This is a genomic window from Arthrobacter sp. 05T423 (assembly GCF_056396245.1).
On the sequence record NZ_JBFTLC010000011.1, the window covers coordinates 1 to 23,486 of the forward strand.

At 67.9% G+C, this 23,486-nt stretch carries 21 protein-coding genes and 1 pseudogene; 11 read left to right on the forward strand and 11 right to left on the reverse strand.

What is annotated here, in order from left to right; genetic code table 11:
• The 3 genes and pseudogenes from AC1DFE_RS10355 to radA all read left to right on the forward strand — a co-directional run.
• Positions 1–1,346, forward strand: a 1,346-nt coding sequence (locus AC1DFE_RS10355) for an aldehyde dehydrogenase family protein (protein ID WP_476905798.1), incomplete at its 5' end; no start/stop codon positions are given.
• Between the two features lie 63 nt (positions 1,347–1,409).
• Positions 1,410–2,423 (forward strand): annotated as a pseudogene (locus tag AC1DFE_RS10360) (FUSC family protein); the annotation flags it as partial.
• Between the two features lie 46 nt (positions 2,424–2,469).
• Positions 2,470–3,849 (forward strand): DNA repair protein RadA, encoded by a 1,380-nt coding sequence (radA, locus tag AC1DFE_RS10365; protein ID WP_476905799.1) that lies wholly within the window; start codon positions 2,470–2,472, stop codon positions 3,847–3,849.
• A gap of 96 nt (positions 3,850–3,945) precedes the next feature.
• Here radA and AC1DFE_RS10370 read toward each other — a convergent pair whose 3' ends face one another.
• Positions 3,946–4,704, reverse strand: a complete 759-nt coding sequence (locus tag AC1DFE_RS10370) for a YcnI family copper-binding membrane protein (protein WP_476905800.1) — start codon at positions 4,702–4,704, stop codon at positions 3,946–3,948.
• A gap of 143 nt (positions 4,705–4,847) precedes the next feature.
• Positions 4,848–5,492, reverse strand: a complete 645-nt coding sequence (locus AC1DFE_RS10375; RefSeq protein WP_476905801.1) for a hypothetical protein — start codon at positions 5,490–5,492, stop codon at positions 4,848–4,850.
• A 195-nt stretch (positions 5,493–5,687) separates the two neighbouring features.
• Between AC1DFE_RS10375 and AC1DFE_RS10380 the strand changes: the two genes are divergently transcribed.
• Complete coding sequence (locus tag AC1DFE_RS10380; protein ID WP_476905802.1) at positions 5,688–5,882, forward strand: hypothetical protein; 195 nt, start codon at positions 5,688–5,690, stop codon at positions 5,880–5,882.
• A 91-nt stretch (positions 5,883–5,973) separates the two neighbouring features.
• Here the strand turns inward: AC1DFE_RS10380 and AC1DFE_RS10385 are convergent, their stop codons facing one another.
• Both AC1DFE_RS10385 and AC1DFE_RS10390 read right to left on the reverse strand, forming a co-directional pair.
• Complete coding sequence (locus tag AC1DFE_RS10385) at positions 5,974–7,167, reverse strand: beta-ketoacyl-[acyl-carrier-protein] synthase family protein (RefSeq protein WP_476905905.1); 1,194 nt, start codon at positions 7,165–7,167, stop codon at positions 5,974–5,976.
• A gap of 155 nt (positions 7,168–7,322) precedes the next feature.
• Positions 7,323–8,936: a peptide chain release factor 3 gene (locus AC1DFE_RS10390; RefSeq protein WP_476905803.1), complete on the reverse strand. Its 1,614-nt coding sequence runs from the start codon at positions 8,934–8,936 to the stop codon at positions 7,323–7,325.
• Between the two features lie 397 nt (positions 8,937–9,333).
• On the opposite strand from AC1DFE_RS10390, the gene disA reads away from it, so the two are divergent.
• Positions 9,334–10,410, forward strand: coding sequence for a DNA integrity scanning diadenylate cyclase DisA (gene disA, locus AC1DFE_RS10395; protein WP_476905804.1), 1,077 nt, complete (start codon positions 9,334–9,336; stop codon positions 10,408–10,410).
• Positions 10,411–10,416: 6 nt separating this feature from the next.
• Here the strand turns inward: disA and AC1DFE_RS10400 are convergent, their stop codons facing one another.
• Positions 10,417–11,067: a hypothetical protein gene (locus AC1DFE_RS10400; RefSeq protein ID WP_476905805.1), complete on the reverse strand. Its 651-nt coding sequence runs from the start codon at positions 11,065–11,067 to the stop codon at positions 10,417–10,419.
• A 248-nt stretch (positions 11,068–11,315) separates the two neighbouring features.
• On the opposite strand from AC1DFE_RS10400, the gene AC1DFE_RS10405 reads away from it, so the two are divergent.
• From AC1DFE_RS10405 to AC1DFE_RS10415, 3 genes are all read left to right on the forward strand, one after another.
• Positions 11,316–11,762, forward strand: coding sequence for a hypothetical protein (locus tag AC1DFE_RS10405; protein ID WP_476905806.1), 447 nt, complete (start codon positions 11,316–11,318; stop codon positions 11,760–11,762).
• 166 nt (positions 11,763–11,928) lie between these two features.
• Positions 11,929–12,765: an A/G-specific adenine glycosylase gene (locus tag AC1DFE_RS10410; protein ID WP_476905906.1), complete on the forward strand. Its 837-nt coding sequence runs from the start codon at positions 11,929–11,931 to the stop codon at positions 12,763–12,765.
• A 166-nt stretch (positions 12,766–12,931) separates the two neighbouring features.
• Positions 12,932–13,405: a hypothetical protein gene (locus AC1DFE_RS10415; protein ID WP_476905807.1), complete on the forward strand. Its 474-nt coding sequence runs from the start codon at positions 12,932–12,934 to the stop codon at positions 13,403–13,405.
• Positions 13,406–13,420: 15 nt separating this feature from the next.
• Here AC1DFE_RS10415 and dhaM read toward each other — a convergent pair whose 3' ends face one another.
• From dhaM to dhaK, 3 genes are read right to left on the reverse strand one after another with little or no spacing between them, the layout of a single operon-like run.
• A complete protein-coding gene (gene dhaM, locus AC1DFE_RS10420; protein ID WP_476905808.1) occupies positions 13,421–14,173 on the reverse strand; it encodes a dihydroxyacetone kinase phosphoryl donor subunit DhaM in 753 nt (250 codons plus the stop codon).
• Positions 14,170–14,796, reverse strand: a complete 627-nt coding sequence (gene dhaL / locus AC1DFE_RS10425) for a dihydroxyacetone kinase subunit DhaL (protein WP_476905907.1) — start codon at positions 14,794–14,796, stop codon at positions 14,170–14,172. The genes dhaM and dhaL overlap by 4 nt, the downstream gene beginning before the upstream one ends.
• A 2-nt stretch (positions 14,797–14,798) precedes the next feature.
• Complete coding sequence (gene dhaK, locus AC1DFE_RS10430) at positions 14,799–15,800, reverse strand: dihydroxyacetone kinase subunit DhaK (protein ID WP_476905809.1); 1,002 nt, start codon at positions 15,798–15,800, stop codon at positions 14,799–14,801.
• A gap of 325 nt (positions 15,801–16,125) precedes the next feature.
• Here dhaK and AC1DFE_RS10435 point away from each other — a divergent pair, with 325 nt between their 5' ends.
• Genes AC1DFE_RS10435 through AC1DFE_RS10445 form a run of 3 tightly spaced genes read left to right on the forward strand, consistent with a single transcriptional unit; the run spans position 16,126 to position 17,807 of the window.
• On the forward strand, positions 16,126–17,331 hold the full coding sequence (locus AC1DFE_RS10435) for a glycosyltransferase family 2 protein (RefSeq protein WP_476905810.1): 1,206 nt from the start codon (positions 16,126–16,128) through the stop codon (positions 17,329–17,331).
• A 3-nt stretch (positions 17,332–17,334) separates the two neighbouring features.
• The gene (locus AC1DFE_RS10440) at positions 17,335–17,499 is read left to right on the forward strand and encodes a hypothetical protein (protein WP_476905811.1); all 165 of its coding nucleotides are present in this window, start codon (positions 17,335–17,337) and stop codon (positions 17,497–17,499) included.
• A gap of 2 nt (positions 17,500–17,501) precedes the next feature.
• Positions 17,502–17,807: a hypothetical protein gene (locus AC1DFE_RS10445; protein WP_476905812.1), complete on the forward strand. Its 306-nt coding sequence runs from the start codon at positions 17,502–17,504 to the stop codon at positions 17,805–17,807.
• Here the strand turns inward: AC1DFE_RS10445 and AC1DFE_RS10450 are convergent.
• From AC1DFE_RS10450 to AC1DFE_RS10460, 3 genes are all read right to left on the reverse strand, one after another.
• Positions 17,794–18,312: an amino-acid N-acetyltransferase gene (locus AC1DFE_RS10450; RefSeq protein ID WP_476905813.1), complete on the reverse strand. Its 519-nt coding sequence runs from the start codon at positions 18,310–18,312 to the stop codon at positions 17,794–17,796. The two genes, AC1DFE_RS10445 and AC1DFE_RS10450, sit on opposite strands and share 14 nt — an antisense overlap.
• Positions 18,313–18,373: 61 nt before the next feature.
• Positions 18,374–20,494 carry a prolyl oligopeptidase family serine peptidase gene (locus AC1DFE_RS10455; RefSeq protein WP_476905814.1) on the reverse strand — a complete coding sequence of 707 codons (2,121 nt, stop codon included), beginning with the start codon at positions 20,492–20,494 and terminating at the stop codon, positions 18,374–18,376.
• Between the two features lie 213 nt (positions 20,495–20,707).
• A complete protein-coding gene (locus AC1DFE_RS10460; protein WP_476905815.1) occupies positions 20,708–23,200 on the reverse strand; it encodes an ATP-dependent Clp protease ATP-binding subunit in 2,493 nt (830 codons plus the stop codon).
• Positions 23,201–23,486: the final 286 nt, after the last annotated feature.

Sequence of the window (23,486 nt, forward strand, 5' to 3'; positions counted from 1 at the left end):
TCGACCCCGCCACCGGGAAGCCCGTTGGCGAGGCACCGGTCCACACCGTCGAAGACCTGGAGCGAGCGGTAACCGCAGCCCAGGCTGCCCAGCCGGCGTGGGCTGCCCTGGGCCACGACGCGAGGTCCGCCGCGCTGCTCAAGGCCGCCGACGCCGTCGAACGCTCTGCCGAGGAACTCGCCCAACTGCTCTCCCGCGAGCAGGGCAAACCCCTCAACGGCCCCAACGCCCGCTTCGAGGTCGGTGCCTGCGCCGCGTGGCTCCGCGCCACCGCCACYACCGAACTCAAGCCCGAAGTCGTCGTGGACGACGGCGAAACGTACGCCGAGCTGCACTACAAGCCCATCGGCGTCGTCGGCGCCATCGGSCCCTGGAACTGGCCCATGATGATCACCGTCTGGCAGATCGCCCCGGCGCTGCGGATGGGCAACACCGCCGTCGTCAAACCGTCCAARATGACCCCGCTCTCCGTCCTGGCCCTGATCAARGTCCTCAACGAGGAACTCCCCGACGGCGTCCTGTCCGTCATCTCCGGCGACCGCGAAGTCGGCGCCCGGYTGGCCGAACACCCGGCCGTCGGCAAGGTCATGTTCACCGGCTCCACCGCCGCCGGCAAGGCGATCATCAGGTCCTCCGCCGACACCGTCAAACGACTCACCCTGGAACTCGGCGGCAACGACGCCGGCATCGTGCTGCCCGACGCCGACCCCAAAGCCATCGCCGAAGGCCTCTTCTGGGGCGCCTTCATCAACACCGGCCAGACCTGCGCCGCGCTCAAGCGCCTCTACGTCCACGACGACATCTACGACGCCGTCTGCGAAGAACTCACCAAAGTCGCCGCCGCGATGCCCATGGGCGTAGGCCTGGACGAAAACAACGTCCTGGGCCCGCTGCAAAACAAGGCCCAGTACGACATCGTCGCCGACCTCGTCGAAGCAGCCCGTGGCTCCGGCGCCCGCATCCTGCTCGGCGGYAACCCCGACGCCGCCCAGCCCGGCTACTTCTACCCCACCACCCTCGTGGCCGACATCGACAACAACAACCCGCTCGTCGCCGAGGAACAATTCGGCCCCGCCCTGCCCATCATCCGCTACAGCACCATCGACCAGGCAGTTGAGATGGCAAACGGCCTCGACGTCGGGCTCGGCGCCTCSGTCTGGTCCCCCAACCTGGCAGCCGCCCGCGAAGTCGCYGCCCGGATCGAAGCCGGCACCGTCTGGATCAACAAGCACGGCGCCGTGGACCCCCGCGTCCCCTTCGGCGGAGCCAAGCAATCCGGCTACGGCCTGGAATTCGGCGTCGAAGGCCTCAAACACCTCGGCGTCCCCCAGATCATCAACGGCTAACCCGCCCCCCGAAACACGAGAGCCGCCGTCGCCACCCGCGACGGCGGCTCTTCCTGTTTCGGCGCCGTCGGAGCCTACGCCTTCGCCGAGTTCGTGCTGGGCCACACGGGGCCGCTGTTCGCCGCCACGTCCTCCCTGATCGCACTCGGTTTCTCCCGCGATCTGCGCCTGCGGAGGGTGATGGAGGTGGGCCTGGGCTGCACCATCGGCATTGCCTTGGGTGACTTGCTGCTCCACTGGCTGGGGGCCGGGATCTGGCAGGCCGCCGTCGTGCTTTTGACCTCTATCCTGCTGGCCCGTTTCCTGGACAGCGGCAATATCTTCACCACGCAGCTGGCGCTGCAGTCGCTCCTGGTGGTGCTGCTGCCGGCGCCTGCCGGCGGCCCCTTCACCCGCAGTATCGACGCCGTGGTGGGCGGCGTGGTGGCCCTGCTGGTCACCATCCTGGCGCCCAAGGATCCCCGCCGCGAACCGCGCAAGGACGTCCAGAAACTGCTCCATGAACTGGCGGAAGTGCTGCGGGAATGCGCCGCCGCACTGGTGGACAGCGACTCCACCCGGGCATGGCATGCCCTGGTCCGGGGCCGGAACAGCCAGCCGCTGGTGGACGCCATGCGGCACTCGCTGCGGGCCTCCGGCGAGGTAGCCACGCTGGCGCCCGCCTACCGCAGGCACCGGGACGAACTGGACCGGCTGGAGCAGTCGCTCGAGTACATAGACCTTGCCTTGCGCAACAGCCGCGTCTTCGCACGCCGGCTCACCAGCTCCATCAACCACGCCGCACTGTCCGACGAAGCCACGGAGAACATCGCCGAGGTGCTGCAGGAAACGGCGGCATCCGTGGACGAGCTCTCGCTCGGCCTGGCTGAGGTGCAGGAGGGTGCCCGCCATGCCCACCTGCGCAGCGCCCGGCAGGACCTCGGCGACATCGCTGGGCGGCTGCACCCGAGGATGCTGAAGGTGCAGAAGCTCGAGGGCGAGACCGTGGTGATGCTGTTCCGGCCGCTCATGGTGGACCTGCTTGAAGCCGCCGGCATCGATCCCCACGAGGCACGCGACCTCCTGCCCCCGCTGTAGGCAGCGCCGGCGGGGGAATGTCGGAGCCCCCGGTTAGTGTGGAGCAATGGCTACAAAGACTTCCCGGGTGTCCAAGGCTCCGGGCTATAAATGCGCGGAATGCGGCTGGACCACGGTCAAGTGGGTGGGCCGGTGCGGTGAGTGCCAGGCGTGGGGCACCGTTGAGGAAACCGGCGCCGCAGTGGCCCGTACGACGGCGGCCACGACAGTTCTGGAGCCCGCCCGGCCCATCGCCGATGTTGACGCCACGACCGCTGCTTACCTGCCCACCGGCGTGGACGAACTGGACCGCGTGCTCGGCGGCGGCATTGTGCCCGGTGCGGTCATCCTGCTCGCGGGCGAACCCGGTGTGGGAAAGTCCACGCTTCTGCTGGACGTCGCTGCCAAGTTCGCCCGGACGGGGCAGAGCGTCCTGTATGTGACCGGCGAGGAATCGGCGGCCCAGGTGAAACTGCGGGCGGAGCGGATCAGCGCGATTGCGGACACGCTCTACCTGTCTGCGGAGACCGACCTCGGCCAGGCACTTGGCCAGGTAGAACAAGTGGAGCCGAAGCTGCTGGTGGTGGACTCCGTGCAGACGCTCAGCAGCGCCGATGTAGAGGGCAGTTCGGGAGGCGTCTCCCAGGTCCGCGAGGTGGCTGCATCGATCATTTCGGCGGCCAAACGCCGGAACATGACCACGCTGCTGGTGGGGCATGTGACCAAGGACGGTTCCATCGCCGGGCCCCGCCTGCTGGAGCACCTGGTGGACGTGGTGTGCCAGTTCGAGGGCGAGCGCCACTCCCGCCTGCGGCTGCTGCGGGCGGTTAAGAACCGCTACGGGCCCACCGATGACGTGGGCTGCTTCGACCTCACCGAGGACGGTATCCTAGGCCTGGCCGATCCGAGCGGCCTGTTCGTCACCCGGACCAAGGATCCGGTATCGGGCACCTGCATCACGGTCACCATGGAGGGCCGCAGGCCGCTGCTCGCCGAGGTGCAGTCCCTGCTCGCCGAGACCCAGAACTCCCAGCCGCGGCGGGCAACGAGCGGCCTGGACGGTTCGCGGGTGGCCATGCTCCTGGCAGTGCTGCAGCAGCGTGCCGGGTGCCAGCTGCAGAAGGACGATTCCTACGTGGCCACGGTTGGCGGCGTGAAGCTCAGTGAGCCGGCCACCGACCTCGCGGTAGCGCTGGCTGTGGCGTCCGCGAAGCACAAGAAACCCCTGCCACAGCGCCTGATCGCCTTCGGTGAGGTGGGCCTGGCTGGCGAGGTACGCCCCGTCCCGGGAATCAACCAACGCATCCAGGAGGCCCACCGGCTGGGCTTCACGCACGCCGTCGTTCCCGCCAGCCCCAGCGGGCACGGCCCGGTCCCGGCAGGCTTTTCCGTGAAGGAAGTGGGCCACCTGACAGAGGTCCTGGAACTGCTCATCGGCAAGCCTTGAGCCGCCAGTCAAAGTGGCCCGCGCCGTCCCCTCGCAGTTCCAGGGTGAGGGCACGGGCCACTTCGGTTTGATGCTGTGCTTGGTGGAGCCTCCCGGCTACTTCCTGAGCGCGCGGGTGCGGGCCAGGGCCGTGGCACCCGCGGCGAGGCCCAGAAGACCCGCGACCAGCCCGATCCAGCCGGCGGCCTGGCCGCCGTTGGATCCCTCGGCCTGCGTAGCCGACGCCGGCGCGGCGTCCGGCATCGCCGTTGCGGGATCGTCAGCGGCCGCCGCGGTGACGACGAACGACGGCGCCGGGTGGTGTTCCTCCGCTTCCGCGGCCGGAGCAGTGGAGGTTGCGGATGCGTGGTCGTGCTCGGCCTCCGCTGCGTCGGCCCAGTTAACTGTGGTTCCGTCGGTGTAGCCCTGGACCGCGGGCAGCATCAGGGTGGTGCCCGCGGCCGGGAGCCGGCCGACGGACAGCGTGAAGGTCTGAAATTCGTTCTGCCCGATCTGGTGGGCGGCGTCCGCGGTCCAGATCACGCTGGTGGGGGCCTTGGTAACTGTGGCGCCCGAAATTTCAACCGGCTTGGGCAGGGCGGTGGTGACCACCTGGGCCGTCCAGCCGTCCATCGGCTTGACGGAGACCGAGGTCAGCGGGGTGCCGGTGGGAAGCTTGACCTCCAGTCGGTTGGTCTTGGCCGTCACGGACTCATTGGGAACGCTGAACGTGAGCTTGGTGAAGCCGCCCTCGGAGGTCGCGGAGGGATCAACGGTCACGTGTGCGGAGGCGGCAGCTGCACCGGCGGCGAGGAGCCCGGCCGTGAGGGAAGCGGCTGCTGCGGTCTTGAGGGCACGGCGAAGGGAGGTGTTCATGAGGGTAATGCCTTTCACGGAAAAATCAGTCAGGGTCCCGCGCGCCCATCAGGGTGGCGCGGGCAGGTAGCTGCACGCCGCCGTCGGCCCCCTGCCTGAAAGCGAACAGTCCGCAAAGGAACAGCGCTCTGGAAGGAACCCCTTTAGGCGGCCAGAGACACGGGTGGACCTCGCCGGGTGGGCAGCCGCACACCGGGGCGCCGCCGAGGGAGGATGACCGGAGTTGCACAGGGCACCGGGATGCGGGCGGGAAGGACAGCCGCCGGTTCGGGCCGGCGGGTGAGCGGCCGTAGCCATGATGACAGAGTTGCCAGCACCCGCTCCCCGCGGGCCAGCAGGGCGGCCGTGAAGAGGGTGGCCACGGCGTGTGCGGCGAACATGACGCTGTCGGATGCCGCGGAATGGACGCCTCCGGCGGCTGCAGACCCTGCGGCGGCCAGTGCGTCCGGACTTATGCCCGCCGGATCCAAAGCTGCACCCTCATGGCCGGCATGGCCAGGCATCAGCGCCGCGGATGCCGGTGCGGCAGCCCCCGCGCCGCCCAGCGCATCGAAGGCCCAGTGCAGCCAGGACTGGCCGGCGCCCAGCAGCGCGACCAGGGCCGGAAAGGAGAGCCGGAACCGGGTCAGGACGGCGACGGGAACCAGTGTCACGGCCGACAGCGCCGCCAGGATGGCCGGAGAGGGCAGCTCGCCGCCACCCGCAAGGTGGCCGCCGGCGGCAAACCCGATGACGAGCGAGCCGATCAGTCCGGTGCGGAAAAGCCGGAACGAGGCACGGGGCATCATCAGCGGTCCTTTCCGGAAAGTCGACGGGGCAGTGCGGGCGTCCCTGCAATTCTAAGGGCCGGCAGCCACCCCTCCCCGGTGTGCCATCTGTCCGACCACCATTCCGGGCCGCCCAAACCGGTGACAATCCGGGTCCGCGCCCAAGGTTTTTCCACGCTGCCGTGTTTTTTGGTCGGAGTGCCACACCAGCCTGTTGTGAAGACTTCAGCACTGAAGGTCCCTGCCCTGAGAACCGCCACCGTTGTCACGGCCGCAGCCGGCCTCATGGTCCTGGGCGTCGGCTCGGCATCCGCCCACGTGCACGTGGACCCCGCCTCAACCTCGGCCGGCGACTTCTCGCAGCTGACCTTCAGGGTTCCCGTCAACCACCCCGGTTACGGCCGCGCCTGACAACACCTTCGGCATCGTCGGCCTCGGCGCGGGTCTCCTGGACCTGGCGGCAGGGACCGCGGCCCGGGTGCGGACCCGGAAGCGTTAACGTTTACCCGCGGGTGACCACCAGCGCCACGCTGTGCCCGCCAAAGCCGAAGGCGTTGACGAGTCCCGCCGTCGCGGTGCTGCCGCGGACGGTGCCGGTGATGACGTTCAGGTCCACCTCGGGATCAAGGCTGGCCACGTTGTAGGTTCCGGGCAGGTCGCCGGTCCGAAGGGCCTGGAGTGTGGCGATCGCGCCCAGCGCGCCGGCGCCGCCGAGCAGGTGTCCGGTCAGCGCCTTCGTGGAGGTTACAGGAACCTGGTTCCCGGCAACGGCCTTGATGGCCTGCGCCTCCAGCCGGTCGCCCACTGGAGTAGAGGTGGCGTGCGCGTGAACGAACCCGATGTCCGTCCCGCGGAGGCCGGCGGACGCAATCGCCTTCTCCATGACGCGCACCTGCATGTCCGGGTCGGCTGCCACGATGTCGTTCGCGTCCGAGGTCACGGCCGCCCCGGCAACACCGCCCAGCACTTCAGCGCCCCGGGCACGTGCGTGGTCCTCGCTTTCCAGCACCAGTATCGCCGCGCCCTCGGACAGCACGAACCCGTCGCGGTCCCGGTCGAACGGCCGCGCGGCCTGCTCCGGATCACCGTTGCGCGTGGAAAGCGCCCGGATCTGTGAGAAACCGCTGATGATGAGGTCGTTGACACAGGCGTCCACGCCGCCGGCGATGACGACGTCGGCCGCCCCGGACCTGATCATTTCGGCACCTTGGGAAATCGCCTCAGCCCCGGACGCACAGGCGCTGACCGGGGTGCGCGCCCCGCCCTTGGCGCCGAGGTCAATGGAAACCCACGCGGACGGCCCGTTCACCATGAGCCGGGTCAGGGTGTGCGGGGAAACTTTGCGGGGGCCGCCCTTATCCAGCTCCCGGACCTGGGCCAGGACGGTGTCCATGCCGCCGTAGGCCGAGCCGATCACGACGGCGAGCCGCTCCGGTTCAACGCCGGGCTTGCCCGCCTGTTCCCAGGCTTCGCGGGCGGCCACGAGCGCCAGCTGGCCGCACCTGTCCATCCGTTTCAGCTCGCGGGTGCCAAGGAAATCGCCGAGGTCTGCGGTGACCCGGCCGGCGATGCGCACCGGCAGGGCCTCAGCCCAGCCGTCAGTAAGCGCGGCGATGCCCGAGCGCCCGGCCAGCATCGCCTCCCAGGTCTCCGCGACGTTGGCCCCCAACGGGTTCATGGAACCCATGCCGGTCACCACGACGCGGGCTGGTCCCGAAACACTTGCTGATCCCGGAATACGGGCTGATCCTGTAACGGGCGGTACTGCAGACGGCTGGTTTGTGGGCACGGCGATACCTTGCTTCCTTGGTTGGGAGACCGTCCGGGAGCCGGAGCCCCGCGTTGGCGCGGCTACTTTGCGGGGTTGTGCGTGCCGATCGGTACCAGCGTGAGGTCCGGGTGGTTCTTCTCGATCCGGCGCAGGGCCCAGACATCGTTGAAGAGGGCCAGGTATTCGCCGTCGGACCGCAGCAGCACCTCAGCGCCCGGCACGTTGGCCAGCGCCGGCATGGCGTCCGCCGTCGAGATCCTGGCCATGGAGTATGGGAGACGTTCCAGGCGCATGGGCGCGCTGAAGTCATGCGCCATGCGGTCCTCCACCACTTCGAACTGCATGGGTCCGACGGCGGCAAGTACCGGCGCCTGGTCACCGCGGACGTCGGAGCGCAGCACCTGGATGACGCCCTCGTGCTCGAGTTGCTCGATGCCGCGGCGGAACTGCTTGAAGCGGCTGGGGTCCTTGGAGCGGGCCACCTGGAAGTGCTCGGGAGCGAACAGCGGAATGGCTGGGAACTCCACGGCTTCCTCAAGGAAGAGGCTGTCCCCGACGCGCAGCGAGGACGCGTTCACCAGGCCCACGACGTCGCCGGGGTAGGCCTCGTCGATTACCTCCCGTTCCCGGCCGAACACCTGCTGGGCGTACTTCGTGGCGAACGACTTTCCGGTGCGGGTCTGGGTGACCACCATGCCGCGCTCGAACACGCCGGAACAGACGCGGATGAAAGCAACGTGGTCGCGGTGGGCCTTGTTCATGCCGGCCTGGACCTTGAAGACGAAGCCGGAGAACGGGGACTCGACCGGACGCGGCGTGCCCTCGATGTCCGGCCGGGGCGCGGCCGGCGGGGCGAAATCGACCAGGGCGTCCAGGAGTTCCTTGACGCCGAAGTTCAGCGCCGCGGAGCTGAACAGGATGGGGGTGGCCTTGCCGGCGTGGAAGCTTTCAAGGTCGAAGTCAAGGTTGGATTCAATCACCAGGCCGGCTTCATCGACCGCGTTGGACCAGTCGTCGCCCTGGTTGGCGGCCGCTTCCTCCGGTGTGAAGTATTCGGTGAGGGCGATGCTGGCGCCGGCGTTGTTCCGCTGGAACCGGGCGAAGCGGTCGTTCCGCAGGTCCCACACGCCGCGGAAGTCACCGGAAATGCCCACCGCCCACGTCAGCGGCATGGGCAGCAGCCCGGTCCGCTCCGTGATCTCGTCCATGAGCGCCAGCGCGTCCAGACCGGGGCGGTCCCACTTGTTGATGACGGTGATGATGGGGAGGTTCCGCTGCTTGCAGACCTCAAACAGCTTCATGGTCTGCGTCTCAAGGCCCTTGGCCGCGTCCACAAGCATCACGGCGCAGTCGACGGCGGCGAGCACCCGGTAGGTGTCCTCGGAAAAGTCCGCGTGGCCCGGAGTGTCCAGCAGGTTGATTACGGTGTCCCGGTAGGAGAACTGCAGGGCTGCCGAGCTGATGGAAATGCCGCGGTCCTTCTCCATCTGCATCCAGTCCGAGACCGTTTCCTTGCGGTTGGCCTTGCCGCTGGAGGCGCCTGCCGTGCCGATCACCTTGGCGTGCAGGGCAAGGGCCTCGGTGAGCGTGGACTTGCCGGCGTCAGGGTGGGAGATGACGGCGAACGTCCGGCGCCGGGAGGCCTGCTTGTGGATCTCGTGCACTCGGGCGGGGCTCTGCACTTCTTGGGACACGGTGCTACTTTCACTGCGATCCGCGGGGGATCCGGGTTGGAAATCTGGAACGGCCTGAAAAGTCTCCGACGCATCAGATGGGGACACCAGATGCTCCGAAATCCGCCCGCCGGGTGGCGGCGGAACCTGCCAGCCAAGGCTTCAAGTTTATCGCAGGGGCGGAATCCGCACCGAAGGCGGGCCGAAAGTGCCCCTCAGCCAGCCGCCGTCGAACGCACTCCGGATGCCTGTTTCGCAGGCCCCCGACGGGGCACTTTGAGGCTTGCCCGTGCGGTTGCTGGGGTAATCTACCTCTAGGATGGTGCGTGCGGGAAACCGAGTACTTTTGATCCTGCCGGCGGACGAGTGAAAACCGGCAAACCTGCAGGCCCCGCCTGCACCTTTGAAGGGAATATCTATGGCTCGCAGCCCTGAAGAATCGCTCAAGGCGACTTTGGGGAGGGTGGCCCCGGGGACCGCGTTGCGGGACGGCCTGGAACGCATTCTCCGCGGACGAACCGGCGCGCTGATCGTGCTGGGATCAGACCGGACCATCGACTCGATCTGCTCCGGCGGGTTCGACATCGGCATTGACTTCTCGCCCACCAGGCTCCGCGAGCTGGCCAAGATGGACGGTGCCATCATCTGCGACCGGGACGCCGGCAATATCCTGCGGGCGGCTGTCCAGCTGGTGCCGGACCCGAGCATCGAAACCCAGGAATCGGGCACCCGGCACCGGACCGCCGAACGCGTCGCGATCCAGACGGGTGTCCCGGTGATCTCGGTGAGCCAGTCCATGCAGATCATCGCCCTGTACGTCAACGGGCTGCGGCATGTGCTCGAGGGTTCCGAAAAGGTCCTGGCCCGGGCCAACCAGGCCCTGGCCACGCTGGAGCGCTACCGCTCCCGGCTTGACCAGGTGACCAGCTCGCTCTCCGCCCTGGAGATCGAGGCCATGGTGACCGTCCGCGACGTAGCCGTGACCCTGCAGCGCCAGGAGATGGTGCGCCGGATCTCTGAGGAGATCTCACAGTATGTGCTGGAGCTGGGCGAGGACGGCAGGCTGCTGTCCCTCCAGCTGGACGAGCTCACCGTGGGCCGCGGGCCGGGCAGCGACATCATCATCCGCGACTACGCCGGGCCGAACGCGTCCCCCGAGGACATCGACGGCGCTGTCAACGCCCTCCTCAACCTCGGCCCCACCGAACTGATCGACCTCAGCAAGATCGCCGGGATCATTGGTTTCGCCGGCGGCGTCGACACCCTCGATGCCGTGGTCCAGCCGCGGGGCTACCGGCTTCTTTCCGGGCTTAAGGCCGTGCCGAAGGCCGTCGCGGACAGGCTGGTGGACCACTTCGGCGGGTTGCAGCATCTCATGGCCGCGACCATTGACGACCTGATGACCGTGGACGGCATCGGCGACCAGCGTGCCCGTACGGTCCGCGAGGGCCTCAGCCGGATGGCCGAAGCCAGCCTGCTGGACCGCTTCCTCTGAGCGGCGTCAGCTGAGCTCGAAGACCGTCGGCGGGCTGACCTTCGCGCCAAGCTTTGCGATGAACACGTAGTACCCGCTGCCGGCCACTGCGCCGTCCGGCACCTTTTCGCAGCCCTGCACCGACCGGTTGCGCGGCCACGGGAAGTTCGCCGTTTCGCTCTTGCCGGGGGCGATGGTCTTGACCAGGTCGGTGCTGGATGCCTGGCAGTCGGCGGACGAGAAGACCCGGTCCGAGCCGCTGGTGACCAGGAAATCCATCTGCGACGTGCCGATGTTGACCTTGCACGGGAGCTTTCCGCCGTTGGTGACTGTGAGGCTCAGTACCGGTTTTTCGTCCGCGGCGTAGGAGGTCTTGTTCGTGGCTGCCTTGACCGTCACGAGCTTCTGGTCGCAGGTGGGCGACGCGGAGGGGGTTGCCGAAGGGCTGGCCGAGGCCGTGGCACCCGGCTGCGAGGTGCCCTGCGCTGACGAATCCTGCGCTGACGAGTTTTGGGAGGAGTCCTCTGCAGAGGAGACCTTCTGCGCGCCGCCGAGGAGACTGGCGAGCGTGGCTGCCCCGCCGGCGATCAGGCCCAGGACCAACAGCAGCGCCACTCCGGCAAAAAGCCGACGGCGGCGGTACACGGCGGGGCTCGGCTTGCGCCCTGTGCGGGGCACCGTTTTTCCGGGTGCTGTTTTCTGTGCCGCCGGTTTCGGTGACCGGTTCCGGCCCGCGCCGGAGTTCGGAGTGTCTTGCCTGCCCATCCCTCTAGGCTAAGGAACGGCCGGCCTTCTGCTGGCCCACCACGCCGCCCCTGCCCCACCATGTCCAATTCGTGACCCAAATTCGGGTGACAACTGTCAGCACGCTTACTAAAATTGAATTCCGGTTACCACTTACCGGGCCGAGTTGGAGAGGACCACTGATGGTAGATCATGTGTCTGGCGGTCACCTCGAACGCGTCCTTCTGCCGCTGACGTTTGGCAAACATCAGAGCCAGGGGACTGAGTTCACGGTGCTTGCGGTTGAGATTTGGGACACCGGAATCGTGGTGAACCTGCATCTCGCCTCAGTCAATGACGACGAGCCGCAAACCCCCGAAATCGTTATCCATGACCACTTCGGCACGGAGTACCGACTGGATGAGGTGGCCACCGTCGGCTCCCGCCAGCTGCAGTTCTTTGCGCCGTCCATACCGGAAGGAACCCGCAGCCTGACCATCCGCGCCGGGGATCCGGACAGCGCCAGCTTCGTAGTGGCTCTCGCCGTTCCGGCCGCCAACGGCCGCGGTGGCGAAACCCTGCACGGCCATGTCAGGCGGCTGCCCGGGCGGCGTGAAGGACTGCCGCCTGCGGAGAAGGAGGCCAGCTGACGGCACCCGGCCGGGAACCGCCGTCGGGGTTTTCAACTAGAGTGTTGGCATCAAAACCACAACCGATTACCCCGAGTTAACCGACGTCCACTCCACCTTGGAGGGCTGGTTCGAGGCGGAGGCCCGGGACTTGCCGTGGCGCTCGGCCGACTGCCCGCCCTGGGGTGTGCTGGTCAGCGAGATCATGCTGCAGCAGACCCCGGTTGTCCGCGTGCTGCCGGTCTGGGAAGAGTGGCTGCGCCGGTGGCCGGAGCCTGCTGCGCTGGCCGGTGAACCCGCGGGCGAAGCGGTACGCGCCTGGGGCCGGCTGGGCTATCCGCGGCGCGCGCTCAGGCTGCACGGCGCGGCGGTCGCCATCGTGCGCGACCACGGCGGCAGGGTCCCGTCGGACTTCGCGGAGCTGCTTGGCCTGCCGGGCGTGGGCAGCTACACGGCGGCCGCCGTCGCCGCCTTTGCCTTCGGGCGGCGCGAGACGGTGGTGGATACCAACATCCGGCGCGTCCACGCGCGGCTCTTCTCCGGATCCGCCCTGCCCGCCCCCGCCCTGACCGCGGCGGAGATGCGGCTTGCCGCGGAACTGCTGCCCTCCGATGCCGGCAGTTCCGTCCGCTGGAACGCTTCGGTCATGGAGTTGGGGGCCCTGGTGTGCACGGCGCGTTCGCCCAAATGCGCGGCGTGCCCGGTGCGCGACCGGTGCGCCTGGCTCGCCGCCGGCGAGCCGCCGCCGTCGTACACGCCCAAGGGCCAGGCGTGGCACGGCACCGACCGGCAAGTCCGCGGCGGCGTGATGGCCGTCCTCCGGCTGGCCGACGCACCCGTGCCGGCAGAGATGTTCCAGCAGGCCCCGGCCGACCTCGGGTTCGAAGCCGCCGGCGTCGGCGTGCCGCTGGCTGCCCTGCACAGGCTGAACTGCGCGCCCGAGCAACTGGAGCGCGCGCTGGCTGGCCTGCTCGCGGACGGCCTGGCCGAGCTTCATCAGGGTGGTTACCGGCTGCCCGCCTGACCGCCATTGGCAGGGGGCCGCCACGGGGCCGCCGCACGGGTTTTTGGTCTCATTTTGGCCGCCACTCCTGGTGCCCGGGTAACGATGAGGGCGCCAGTTTTGCGCTGGCCGGCTCCGCCGCCGAAGGGCGGATTTACCCTGAAGTATGGGCAAGACAGGGGTACTTTTGGCCACAATCACGACGACGGCACTCCTCTCGGGGTGCCATGCTTTCGAAACGGCGTGCCCGGCGGTCGGCCAGGTGCCCGGAGTCGTGGTCACCGTGGCGGCCGGCTACTCGCCCGCCGTGAAAATGCTGCATCTGAAGGCCTGCCAGGACGGCAAGTGCACAGAGGACACCCTGGATCTGGTGGCCGGCTCGGTCCCGGTGGATCTGGGCTGCGCCGGTTCCAAGCCGGACGGCACGTGCTCAGCAACGTCCAAGCCTGACGGCACGCAGCGGGGAATGCTTGAGCTGGACACCCTGGGCGACTCCCCCATGGACGTCACTGCGAGCGGGTCGTACACCAACGGCAAGCCGCTGCCAACGCGCACTCTGCGCTTCGAGCCCAAGGCCAGCTTCCCGTTCGGCGAGCAGTGCGGACGGTTTGTCTCCGCTTCCGTGGTGCTGGATGCAGCCGGTCTCAGGCAGGACACGTAGCCCGCCCGAACCGCATCAGGGTTCCCCGAAGCCGTCCCTGACCAGCCCCGCCACATACGCCACAGCCCGCTCGGCGTCGGGGCCGTACGCTTCCACGTGCAGCACCGATCCCTTGCCTGCGCCCAGCGTCATCAGGCCCGTCATGGAGGCGCCGTCCACTCCGTTCACCGTCACGTCCGCGTCCAGCGCCGACAGCCCGCCGGCTATCTTGGCCGCGGGCCGGGCGTGCATGCCTGCGAGGTTGACGAGTTCAAAGTCGCCGCTGGCATCCGGGGAGGCCTGTTCTTCCGTTGCCGGGGCGGCCCCGGTTTCACCGTCTGCCACCTGCATTCCCGGCTGCCCTACACCGGAGGCCGGGGCAAGGTGGTCCTCGGCTTTGGGACGGGATGCAGGGTACCCGTGGGTAGCCTCGGCGGCACGCCGGACAGCATGAACGCTCGCCCCTCCCTGGGCCGCCACGGCGGCCGCCACGAGACCCTCGACGATCGGGGCGTCAGCAAGGAGCACAGTGCCGCTGCCTTCAGCGAACTCCATGGCCGATTCCGCGGTCATCACTGCCGAGCCAAGATCGGTCAACACCACCACGCCGTCGCCTCCGGCCGCGGCCTCCAGCGCTGCCATCACCTTTTCCATGCTGGTGCCAATCCGGCCGTCAGCGGTACCGCCGGCCGGAACCATCATCACGTCCGGTGCCATTTGGGCAGCGAGTTCCACGGCGCCGTCGGCAATCTTGTCACTGTGCGAAACAACCACGATCCGCACCGTCATGCGGCGGCTCCGGCAGCGGCGCGGAGAATGAGGGCACTCGAGGCTGCTCCGGGGTCCCGGTGCCCGGCGCTGCGCTCCCCGAGGTAGCTGGCCCTGCCCTTGCGCGCCACCAGCGGATCTGTCGCCACGGCGCCAGCCTCGGCGGCCTCCGCCGCAGCAATGAGGACTGCCAGCGTGTCGCCGTCGGCCGCGGCTGCTGCGGCTGCGTCAACGGCCGGCGTCCAGGCATCCACCATCGTCTTGTCGCCTGCCTCGGCCTTTCCCCGGGCCACGATGCCATCCCTGGCCGCCGCGAGTGCTGCGGCGAGCGCCGCAGCATCCACATTCGCGGCGTCCCCCAGCGTGGTGGCGGCGCGCAGGAACGCCGTGCCGTACAGCGGGCCGGCAGCCCCGCCCACCTTCGACATCAGCGCCATCGCCGTCAGCTTGAGCGCAGCGCCGGGGGTTTCAGGAGGGCTCTCGGCCAGCTTGTCCAGGACCGCCTGAAAGCCGCGGTCCATATTTTCGCCGTGGTCCGAATCCCCGATGGCCCTGTCCAGTTCGATGAGTTCCACCCTGTGTTCCGCCATCGCCTGGGCGGACAGCGTCAGCCATTTGACGGCCCAGGTCACGTCCAGCCCCACTGCTACACGCCCCACCGCAGGGCCGGCGTGTGCACGGGCGCATCCCAGAGTGCCGTCATCTCGTCGTCAAGCCGCAGCACGGAGATGGAGCAGCCCTGCATCTCGAGGGACGTGATGTAGTTCCCCACGAGGGAACGCTCCACCGTGATGCCCCGCTCCGCCAGGACCTGGGCAGCCCGGCGGTAGACGATGTACAGCTCGCTCAGCGGGGTTCCGCCCATGCCGTTGACGAACAGCAGCACTTTCTCCCCCGACGTTGTCCCGAGGTCGCTGAGAATCGGCTCCAGCAGCCGGTTGGTGATGCCGTCGGCATTCTCCATGGCGATCTTGTGGCGGCCCGGCTCGCCGTGGATCCCGATGCCGATTTCGATCTCGTCGTCCTCGAGGTCAAAGCTCGGAGTGCCGGCGTGGGGCACCGTGCAGGCCGTGAGCGCAACGCCCATGGTCCGCACATTCTGGTTCACCCGGTTTCCGATGGCGGCTACCGCGTCGAGGCCGTCACCGCGCTCGGCTGCAGCGCCGGCGATCTTCTCCACCAGGACCGTGCCGCCCACTCCCCTGCGGCCGGCAGTGTACAGCGAATCCTCCACTGCGACGTCGTCATTGACGAGCACGGTACGGACTTCCACCCCCTCCGCCTGGGCCATCTCCGCCGCCGTCTCGAAGTTCAGGACGTCGCCGGTGTAGTTCTTGACGATATGGACCACCCCGGCGCCGGAGTTGGCGGCCAGCGTGGCCGGAATGATCTGGTCGGGGGTTGGGGAGGTGAACACGGCGCCGGGCACAGCGGCGTCGAGCATCCCCCGTCCCACAAAACCGGCGTGCAGCGGTTCGTGCCCGCTGCCGCCGCCGGACACCAGGCCGACTTTGCCGGCAACAGGGGCGTCCTTGCGGGTGACGTACTTCGGGTCGGCGCTGACGGTCACGAGGTCCGCATGGGCAAGGCCAAATCCTTCGACGGATTCATCGACTACAGCGCGGGGATCATTGATGAGCTTCTTCACGGCCGGCTCCTGGGCTTTCGGTGCTTCGTTGACATCGGTCAGGATGTGCTTTGACCCTACTACCGGCACCGGCCGGGCGGAAGCTCAAAAACGGCGGAAGGGACAGCCCCCAATGCTGTCCCTTCCGGTTCCCCATAGTTTATCCAGCAAATTTATAAAACAGAAGGCTGTTACGCGGCAACTTTGAGCGGATCTTGATCGGTTCCCGCGGCAAAACGGAGACGGCCCTGTCACGATCGCTTCGGTCAGATCGCCGACCACGACAATCGGCAGGAGGGAGTGAGCCATAAAACCGCCAGGCACGCTACAGAAAACCGCCGGGGCATTGATCGCCCTGGGCGCGACTGGTACTGCCACACTGCTGTGGCTGGCCGTGACGGCGACTGTGCCGCCGGCCGTGTCCGCCCCGAGCAAAGGCAAGCTGCTGGGGATCTGGGGTGTGCTCTACGTGGCAGAAGCCCCGGCGCCCTGGCTGCTGACGACGGCGATCGCCGTCGCATTCCTGCTCATCGCCGGCATCGCCGTGGCTGACCGGCACATCTCCCTGAAGGCGCGCCGGTCAGCAAACCCGGCGCAGCCGCTGGCACCCCGCATCGTGATGGCGAGGACCCGGGGCGTCTACGCCGGACCGGTCACGCTGACCGTCCTCATTCCGGCCCACAACGAGGCCGCGTCGCTGCCATCGACGCTCGCGTCGCTCCTCGCCCAGTCGCACCCGCCGCAGCGGATCATCGTGGTCGCGGACAACTGCACCGACGCCACGGCAGAGGCCGCCCGTGCGGCCGGCGTCGAAGTTCTTGAGACGGTGCGCAACAGCCAAAAGAAAGCCGGCGCCCTGAACCAGGCGCTGAAGCGGATGCTTCCGGGCCAAGGCGACAACGACCTTGTCATGGTGATGGACGCCGGCACACTGCTCGACGACGGGTTCCTGGCTTGCGCGGTCGAATACTTCAGGCGGGACAGGGCCCTCATGGCCGTCGGCGGGCTCTTCTACGGCGAGCCGGGCCATGGGCTGCTCGGCCAATTCCAACGCAACGAATACATCAGGTACGCGCGGGACATGCGGCGCCGGCGCGGCAGGGTCTTTGTGCTCACGGGAACGGCCTCGGTCTTCCGCCCGGCAGGGCTGCGGGCCGTGGCCGAGAACCGCGGCCACGGCCTGCCCGGCGTGACGGGGGACGTCTACGACACGTGGGCGCTCACCGAAGACAATGAGCTGACCATAGCCCTGAAGTCACTCGGCGGCCTCATGGTCTCGCCGTCGGAGTGCGCAGTGGTCACCGAGCTCATGCCGACGTGGCGGACGCTCTGGGCCCAGCGCCTGCGGTGGCAGCGCGGTGCCCTGGAAAACCTGGGAGCCTATGGCCTGACGCCCCCGACAGCCCGGTACTGGGCGCAGCAGTTCGGCCTTGGACACGGAGTCATCGCCCTGAGTTCGTACCTGCTGCTGATCCTCCTGACGGTGCTCGCGCTCGACACGTGGATCTGGTTCCCCTTCTGGCTGGGGCTGGGCCTGCTTTTCTCCTTTTAGGGGATGGTCACCGTCTGGCACGGAGGCTGGCCGGCGCGCCTCCTGGCCCTGACCGTCGTCCCGGAACTGGTGTTCGACATGTTCCTCAACGTCGTCTATGTGAAGGGCATCATCGACATGTCAGTGGGCCGGGAGGCCAGCTGGAAGCACCTGGCAAAGGCAGGGTGAGGATGATTGCAACAGCAGTACGTGCGGGCGTCCTTGTGCCCGAGGCCCTGCTTTTCACCGACTGGTTCCGCGTGATGGCAGCCTTCGTGGCGGTGAACACGGTGATGTACGCCGCGCTGGCTCTCGCCAAGGTCCTCCCGAAGCTGCAGCCGCCGGACTGGAGGCGCGGCCAGCGATCCGAGCCGCGTGGCATCTACCCGGCCGGGCACGCGGACGCTGGTTACACGGACCCAGGGCAGGCGGAGCCGGAATCCAGCCGCGCGGAGGTGGGGCGCGGGGAGGTCGGGGCGGGCTCTAGAGCGCTTTGATCATCCGCGTGTTACCGAGCGTGTTCGGCTTCACGCGCGCAAGGTCCAGGAACTCGGCCACGCCTTCGTCATGCGAGCGCAGCAGTTCGGAGTACACCTGCGGGTCCACGGCCGACTGGTCAGCCATCACCTCGAACCCGTGCCGCTTGAAGAAGTCCACCTCGAACGTCAGGCAGAACACCCGCGAGACGCCCAGCGCCGCCGCCTGCTTCAGGAGACTCTCCACAAGGACGTGCCCCACGCCCTTGCCCCGCCAGGCGTCCGAGGCGGCCAGGGTGCGGACCTCCGCGAGGTCCTCCCACATGACGTGCAGGGCGCCGCAGCCAATGACTTCGCCGGCCGCCGACTCGGCGATCAGGAACTCCTGCAGGCTCTCGTAATAGGCCACGGTCTCCTTGGCCATCAGTATTCGCTCTTCCGCCAGCGGCGCCACCAGTTTTTTGATGGCAGCCACATCGCTGGTCCGGGCAGGGCGAACAGTGAAGGAGTCAGTCACAGCCCCCATCTTACGGCGACAACCACGGCCATCTCCGGGTCTCGCGCTAGCGTCGGCCGGAGCGGGGAGGTTAGAGGCCCAGATCCGCGGGGAGCTCGATGTCCTTGCCCAGGACGTTCTTGGCCAGGAAGTGCTCAATCACTCCGTACCAGACCTTGGCGTGCTGCGGCTGCAGGATCCAGTGGTTTTCGTCGGGGTAGAAGAGGAAGCGGTGGCTGGTCTGCCCGTTCTCATCGGAAGCAAGCTGGGACCTGGACAGCAGTTCATACCAGAGCCGCAGGCCTTCGCCAATGGGCACGCGGTAATCCTTGTCGCCGTGGATCACCAGCATGGGCGTCCGGATCTTCTCGACGTGCAGGTGCGGGGAGTTCTCCAGCGCCATTTCCGCCGTCATCTCCTTGAGCCAGTATTGCGACGCGTCGGTGGTTGGGCCGAACTGGTCCAGCGCCCACAGGCTGGCGTGGCTCACGATCGCCTTGAAGCGGTCGGTCTGCCCGGCCACCCAGTTCGCCATGTAGCCGCCGAAGGAGCCGCCCATCGCGGCCGTCCGGCTCTCGTCGATGTCCGGCCGCTGCACCACCGAATCCGTGATGGCCATGAGGTCGGTAAAGGGCGTCTTTCCCCAGCCGCCCCAGCCGCGGTGGATGTATTCCTGGCCGTAGCCCGTGGACAGGGCGGGGTCCGGCAGCAGTACAGCATAACCCCGGGCCGTGAGCAGCCACGGGTTCCAGCGCCAGGTCCAGGCATTCCAGGACCCCAGCGGGCCGCCGTGGATCCACAGCAGCAGCGGCGCGGGGCTCTCGGCGGACGCCCCGGCCGGCAGGGCCAGGTAGGCAGGCACACGGGTGCCGTCGGCCGCGGCAGTCTCCACCCGTTCCAGCGACCCTTCGGTTTGCGGCCCCTCCGCGGGGGACGGCAGCCGCGTGACGTCCCCGGTGGCGAGGTCGATCCGGACCGGCTCGGCGGGGAACTCGTACGAGCTCCGGAGCGCGTAGGCGCTGCTGCCGTCGGGTGAAACAACGACGTCGGTATAGGCCACCGCGTCCGGCGTTACCCGGGTGACACTCCCCCGGGCGGCACCTGCCGCAACGGTGACGCTGAAAACCGGCGACGCGCCGTCGTCGTCCGCCGTGACCAGGAGGGCGGAGCCGTCAGGGAGCCACGCCTCCGGGTGGGGCCACCGGTCCCACCCGTGCGCCAGGGGCTGCAGGTCCTCCGGGCCGGCTTCCCCGGAAACATCGAGGAGGTGAAGTTTGACCTGCGGCGCCAACTGCGGAGTCGTGTCGCTTTCACTGACGACGGCGAGCATGCCGCCGTCGGGGCTGACCGGCCCCGGGAAGTAGTTCATGCCCTCCTCGTCGAGGAGGATTCTCAGGGTGCCCGTGGCAACGTCAACGGCCGCGAGGACCGAGCGCAGGTCTGCCTTCGGCAGCGGCTTCACCAGGCTTGTGTAAAGGGTCTTGCCGTCCGGGCTGACCACCGAGATGGCCTCGCGAAGGCGGGAACCCAGCTGAGGGGTCAGGTTACGCAGCGTGACGGGCGCGGCGCTGTCCACGGTGGCGGGCTTGCCGGATTCCTGCTCGGGCCCCGGCTCCACGGCGAAGAGCCGCGGCTGGGCGGGGCCGAGGTCTGCGTCCCAGTAGCGCACCGGATATTCGCTGTGCAGGATGGCCGCCACCTTGTTGTCCTTGCGGCTCTTGCGGCGTTCGGCGTCGTCCTCCTCGTCGCGGGAGCCGGCGAGAACGGACGCGGTGACGAAGGCCGCGTTTGCATCCCGGGCCGCCATGACCCTGTCCACGCCGCCTGGCCTCGACAGCACCACCCGGGCCTCGCCGCCCCCGGCGGGGAGCACCCAGAGCGCACTGACGGGATCGCCGTCGGCCTCCTTGTCCGGATCGGGCCGCGCGGAGGTGAAGAAAATGTCGCCGTTGGCCGCAAACGCGGCGCCGGCTTCGCCCTTGGCACTGCGGGTGATCCGGCGCGCCGGCCTCCCACCCGAGGGGTCCATCTCCCAAAGCGCCGTGACGTAATCGGTGCCCTTGCCGTTCAGCGTGGCGACCGTTGTCACCAGCCGCTGGCCGTCGGGGCTGAGGGCCAGGCCACTGACGCGCGGGATCGCCAGGTAGTGGTCGAGGTCGTGGAAGGGGGTCGCCGGTCGCTCACGCAGGATCGCTGCATCTTCAGTTGACATGTGCTGATTCAACACCTCCTGTGCCACGGATCACAGGAGGGTTCACTATGAGTGAAACGGTACTTTCAGAACTGTGGCGGCCTTCGACCAGTCGCCACATGGGCGGCAGGGCCGCCAGGGGCCCTGGAAACAGCAAGAGGCCCCGCCTGCTCCCATTCGGGGGCGGGCGGGGCCTCTTGGCGCTGGAGTGCGGCTGGCGCTGGGCGCCCGGGGCTAGGCGCTCGGGGCGATTTCCGGGATGCGCGGCTTGGCGTTGCCGGCGAAGGTGAACTTCGCGTCGTCGCCTTCGCCGTCCACGTCCACCACCACGATGTCGCCGGGGTGCAGCTCGCCGAAGAGGATCTTCTCGGAGAGCTGGTCCTCGATCTCGCGCTGGATAGTGCGGCGCAGCGGCCGGGCACCCATGGCGGGATCGTAGCCGCGGGTGGCCAGGAGAACCTTGGCGGCCGTGGTCAGCTCGATGCCCATGTCCTTGTCCTTGAGGCGCTTCTCCAGTCGCGTCACGAACATGTCAACGATCTCGATGATCTCGTCCTGCGTCAGCTGCGGGAACACGACCACGTCGTCAACACGGTTCAGGAACTCGGGGCGGAAGTGCTGCTTGAGCTCCTCAGTGACCCGGGCGCGCATCCGGTTGTAGCCGGTCTGGGTGTCCGTGCCGGACTGGAAGCCGGTGGCGACGCTCTTGGAGATGTCCCGGGTTCCGAGGTTGGTGGTCATGATGATCACGGTGTTCTTGAAGTCCACCACTCGGCCCTGGGAGTCGGTCAGGCGGCCGTCTTCCAGGATCTGCAGCAGCGAGTTGAAGAGGTCCGCGTGGGCCTTTTCCACTTCATCGAACAGGACCACGGAGAACGGACGGCGGCGGACCTTCTCGGTCAGCTGTCCGCCCTCTTCGTAGCCGACGTAGCCCGGAGGGGCACCGAAGAGCCGGGACACCGTGTGCTTCTCCGAGTACTCGGACATGTCCAGGGTGATCAGGGCGTCCTCTTCGCCGAACAGGAATTCGGCAAGAGCCTTGGCAAGCTCGGTCTTGCCGACGCCGGTGGGGCCGGCGAAGATGAACGAACCGCCGGGGCGCTTCGGATCCTTCAGCCCGGCACGCGTGCGGCGGATGGCCTGGGACAGCGCCCTGATGGCCTCGTCCTGGCCGACGACCCGCTTGTGCAGCTCGTCTTCCATCTTCAGCAGCCGCGAGGATTCTTCCTCTGTCAGCTTGAAGACCGGAATGCCCGTGGAGTTCGCGAGAACTTCGGCGATAAGGTCCTCGTCCACCTCGGAGATGTCGTCCATGCCGCCGGTCTTCCAGTGGCGTTCCTTCTCGGAGCGCTCGGTGATGAGCTTCTGCTCCTTGTCGCGCAGCGCGGCGGCGCCTTCGAAGTCCTGTGCGTCAATCGCAGACTCCTTCTCCATCTTCAGCTCGGAGATGCGCTCATCCATCTCCTTGAGCTCCGGCGGAGCGGTCATGCGGCGGATGCGGAGCCGGGCACCGGCTTCATCGATGAGGTCGATCGCCTTGTCCGGCAGGAACCGGTCCGAAATGTAGCGTTCGGAAAGGTTCGCGGCCGAGGCGAGGGCGCCGTCGGTGATGGTGACCCGGTGGTGCGCCTCGTAGCGGTCCCGCAGGCCCTTGAGGATCTCGATGGCGTGCGCAACCGACGGCTCCTTGACCTGGATCGGCTGGAAGCGGCGCTCCAGGGCGGCGTCCTTCTCGATGTGCTTGCGGTACTCGTCCAGCGTGGTGGCACCGATGGTCTGCAGCTCGCCGCGGGCCAGCATGGGCTTCAGGATCGAGGCTGCGTCGATGGCACCTTCAGCAGCGCCGGCACCCACGAGGGTGTGGATCTCGTCGATGAAGAGGATGATGTCGCCGCGGGTGCGGATTTCCTTGAGGACCTTCTTCAGCCGCTCTTCGAAGTCACCGCGGTAACGGGAGCCGGCCACCAGGGAGCCAAGGTCCAGCGTGTAGAGCTGCTTGTCCTTGATGGTCTCCGGCACATCGCCGCGCACGATCGCCTGGGCAAGGCCCTCGACGACGGCGGTCTTGCCGACGCCGGGCTCGCCGATCAGCACGGGGTTGTTCTTGGTGCGGCGGGAAAGGACCTGCATGACGCGTTCCATTTCCTGCTCGCGCCCGATGACAGGGTCCAGCTTGTTCTCGCGTGCAGCCTGCGTCAGGTTCCGGCCGAACTGATCCAGCACGACAGAACCGGCGGGGGTTCCCTCGGCCTGGCTCTGGCCGACGCCGGCCCCGGTAGCTTCCTTGCCCTGGTAGCCGGACAGCAGCTGGATGACCTGCTGGCGGACCCGGTTGAGGTCGGCACCGAGCTTCACCAGCACCTGGGCTGCCACACCCTCACCCTCGCGGATGAGTCCCAGCAGGATGTGCTCCGTGCCGATGTAGTTGTGGCCGAGCTGCAGGGCTTCGCGCAGCGAAAGCTCCAGCACCTTCTTCGCACGCGGCGTGAAAGGGATGTGGCCGGAAGGAGCCTGCTGGCCCTGACCGATGATCTCCTGCACCTGCTCGCGGACGCCGTCGAGCGAAATGCTCAAGGACTCAAGAGCTTTGGCGGCAACGCCCTCACCCTCGTGGATCAGACCCAAGAGGATGTGTTCGGTACCAATGTAATTGTGGTTCAGCATGCGTGCCTCTTCTTGGGCAAGCACAACTACGCGACGGGCACGGTCCGTAAATCGCTCAAACATTTCGCCACACTCCTAGCTACGACGTACTTTGATGCTACGTGGACGAGGCACGACTTGGGGAGCTTGTTCGCCACAGGGGAAACCGGTGGTCTTGCGCGAAGCCGGGCAGCTGCTGTTCGGCCCCACCGGCGCGATGCCGGAGACGGCCCGGTTAGCATCCGGATGCTAACCGGCGGGCGTTTATCATTCCAACGGACAGGGTGTCGGAAATCACCGCCGCAGATTGTTCCTTCGACGGTGGATACGCCGCCAGCCGCCGCCTTTTAAGCCAGCCGGATTCCCGGCG

What these genes read in the sequence shown, in the direction of transcription:
- radA (WP_476905799.1), top strand. Translation starts at nt 2,470, where the DNA reads ATGGCTACAAAGACTTCCCGGGTGTCCAAGGCTCCGGGCTATAAATGC.
- AC1DFE_RS10370 (WP_476905800.1), bottom strand. Translation starts at nt 4,704, where the DNA reads ATGAACACCTCCCTTCGCCGTGCCCTCAAGACCGCAGCAGCCGCTTCC.
- AC1DFE_RS10375 (WP_476905801.1), bottom strand. Translation starts at nt 5,492, where the DNA reads ATGATGCCCCGTGCCTCGTTCCGGCTTTTCCGCACCGGACTGATCGGC.
- disA (WP_476905804.1), top strand. Translation starts at nt 9,334, where the DNA reads ATGGCTCGCAGCCCTGAAGAATCGCTCAAGGCGACTTTGGGGAGGGTG.
- AC1DFE_RS10405 (WP_476905806.1), top strand. Translation starts at nt 11,316, where the DNA reads ATGGTAGATCATGTGTCTGGCGGTCACCTCGAACGCGTCCTTCTGCCG.
- dhaM (WP_476905808.1), bottom strand. Translation starts at nt 14,173, where the DNA reads ATGACGGTGCGGATCGTGGTTGTTTCGCACAGTGACAAGATTGCCGAC.
- AC1DFE_RS10440 (WP_476905811.1), top strand. Translation starts at nt 17,335, where the DNA reads ATGGTCACCGTCTGGCACGGAGGCTGGCCGGCGCGCCTCCTGGCCCTG.
- AC1DFE_RS10445 (WP_476905812.1), top strand. Translation starts at nt 17,502, where the DNA reads ATGATTGCAACAGCAGTACGTGCGGGCGTCCTTGTGCCCGAGGCCCTG.
- AC1DFE_RS10450 (WP_476905813.1), bottom strand. Translation starts at nt 18,312, where the DNA reads ATGGGGGCTGTGACTGACTCCTTCACTGTTCGCCCTGCCCGGACCAGC.
- AC1DFE_RS10455 (WP_476905814.1), bottom strand. Translation starts at nt 20,494, where the DNA reads ATGTCAACTGAAGATGCAGCGATCCTGCGTGAGCGACCGGCGACCCCC.
- AC1DFE_RS10460 (WP_476905815.1), bottom strand. Translation starts at nt 23,200, where the DNA reads ATGTTTGAGCGATTTACGGACCGTGCCCGTCGCGTAGTTGTGCTTGCC.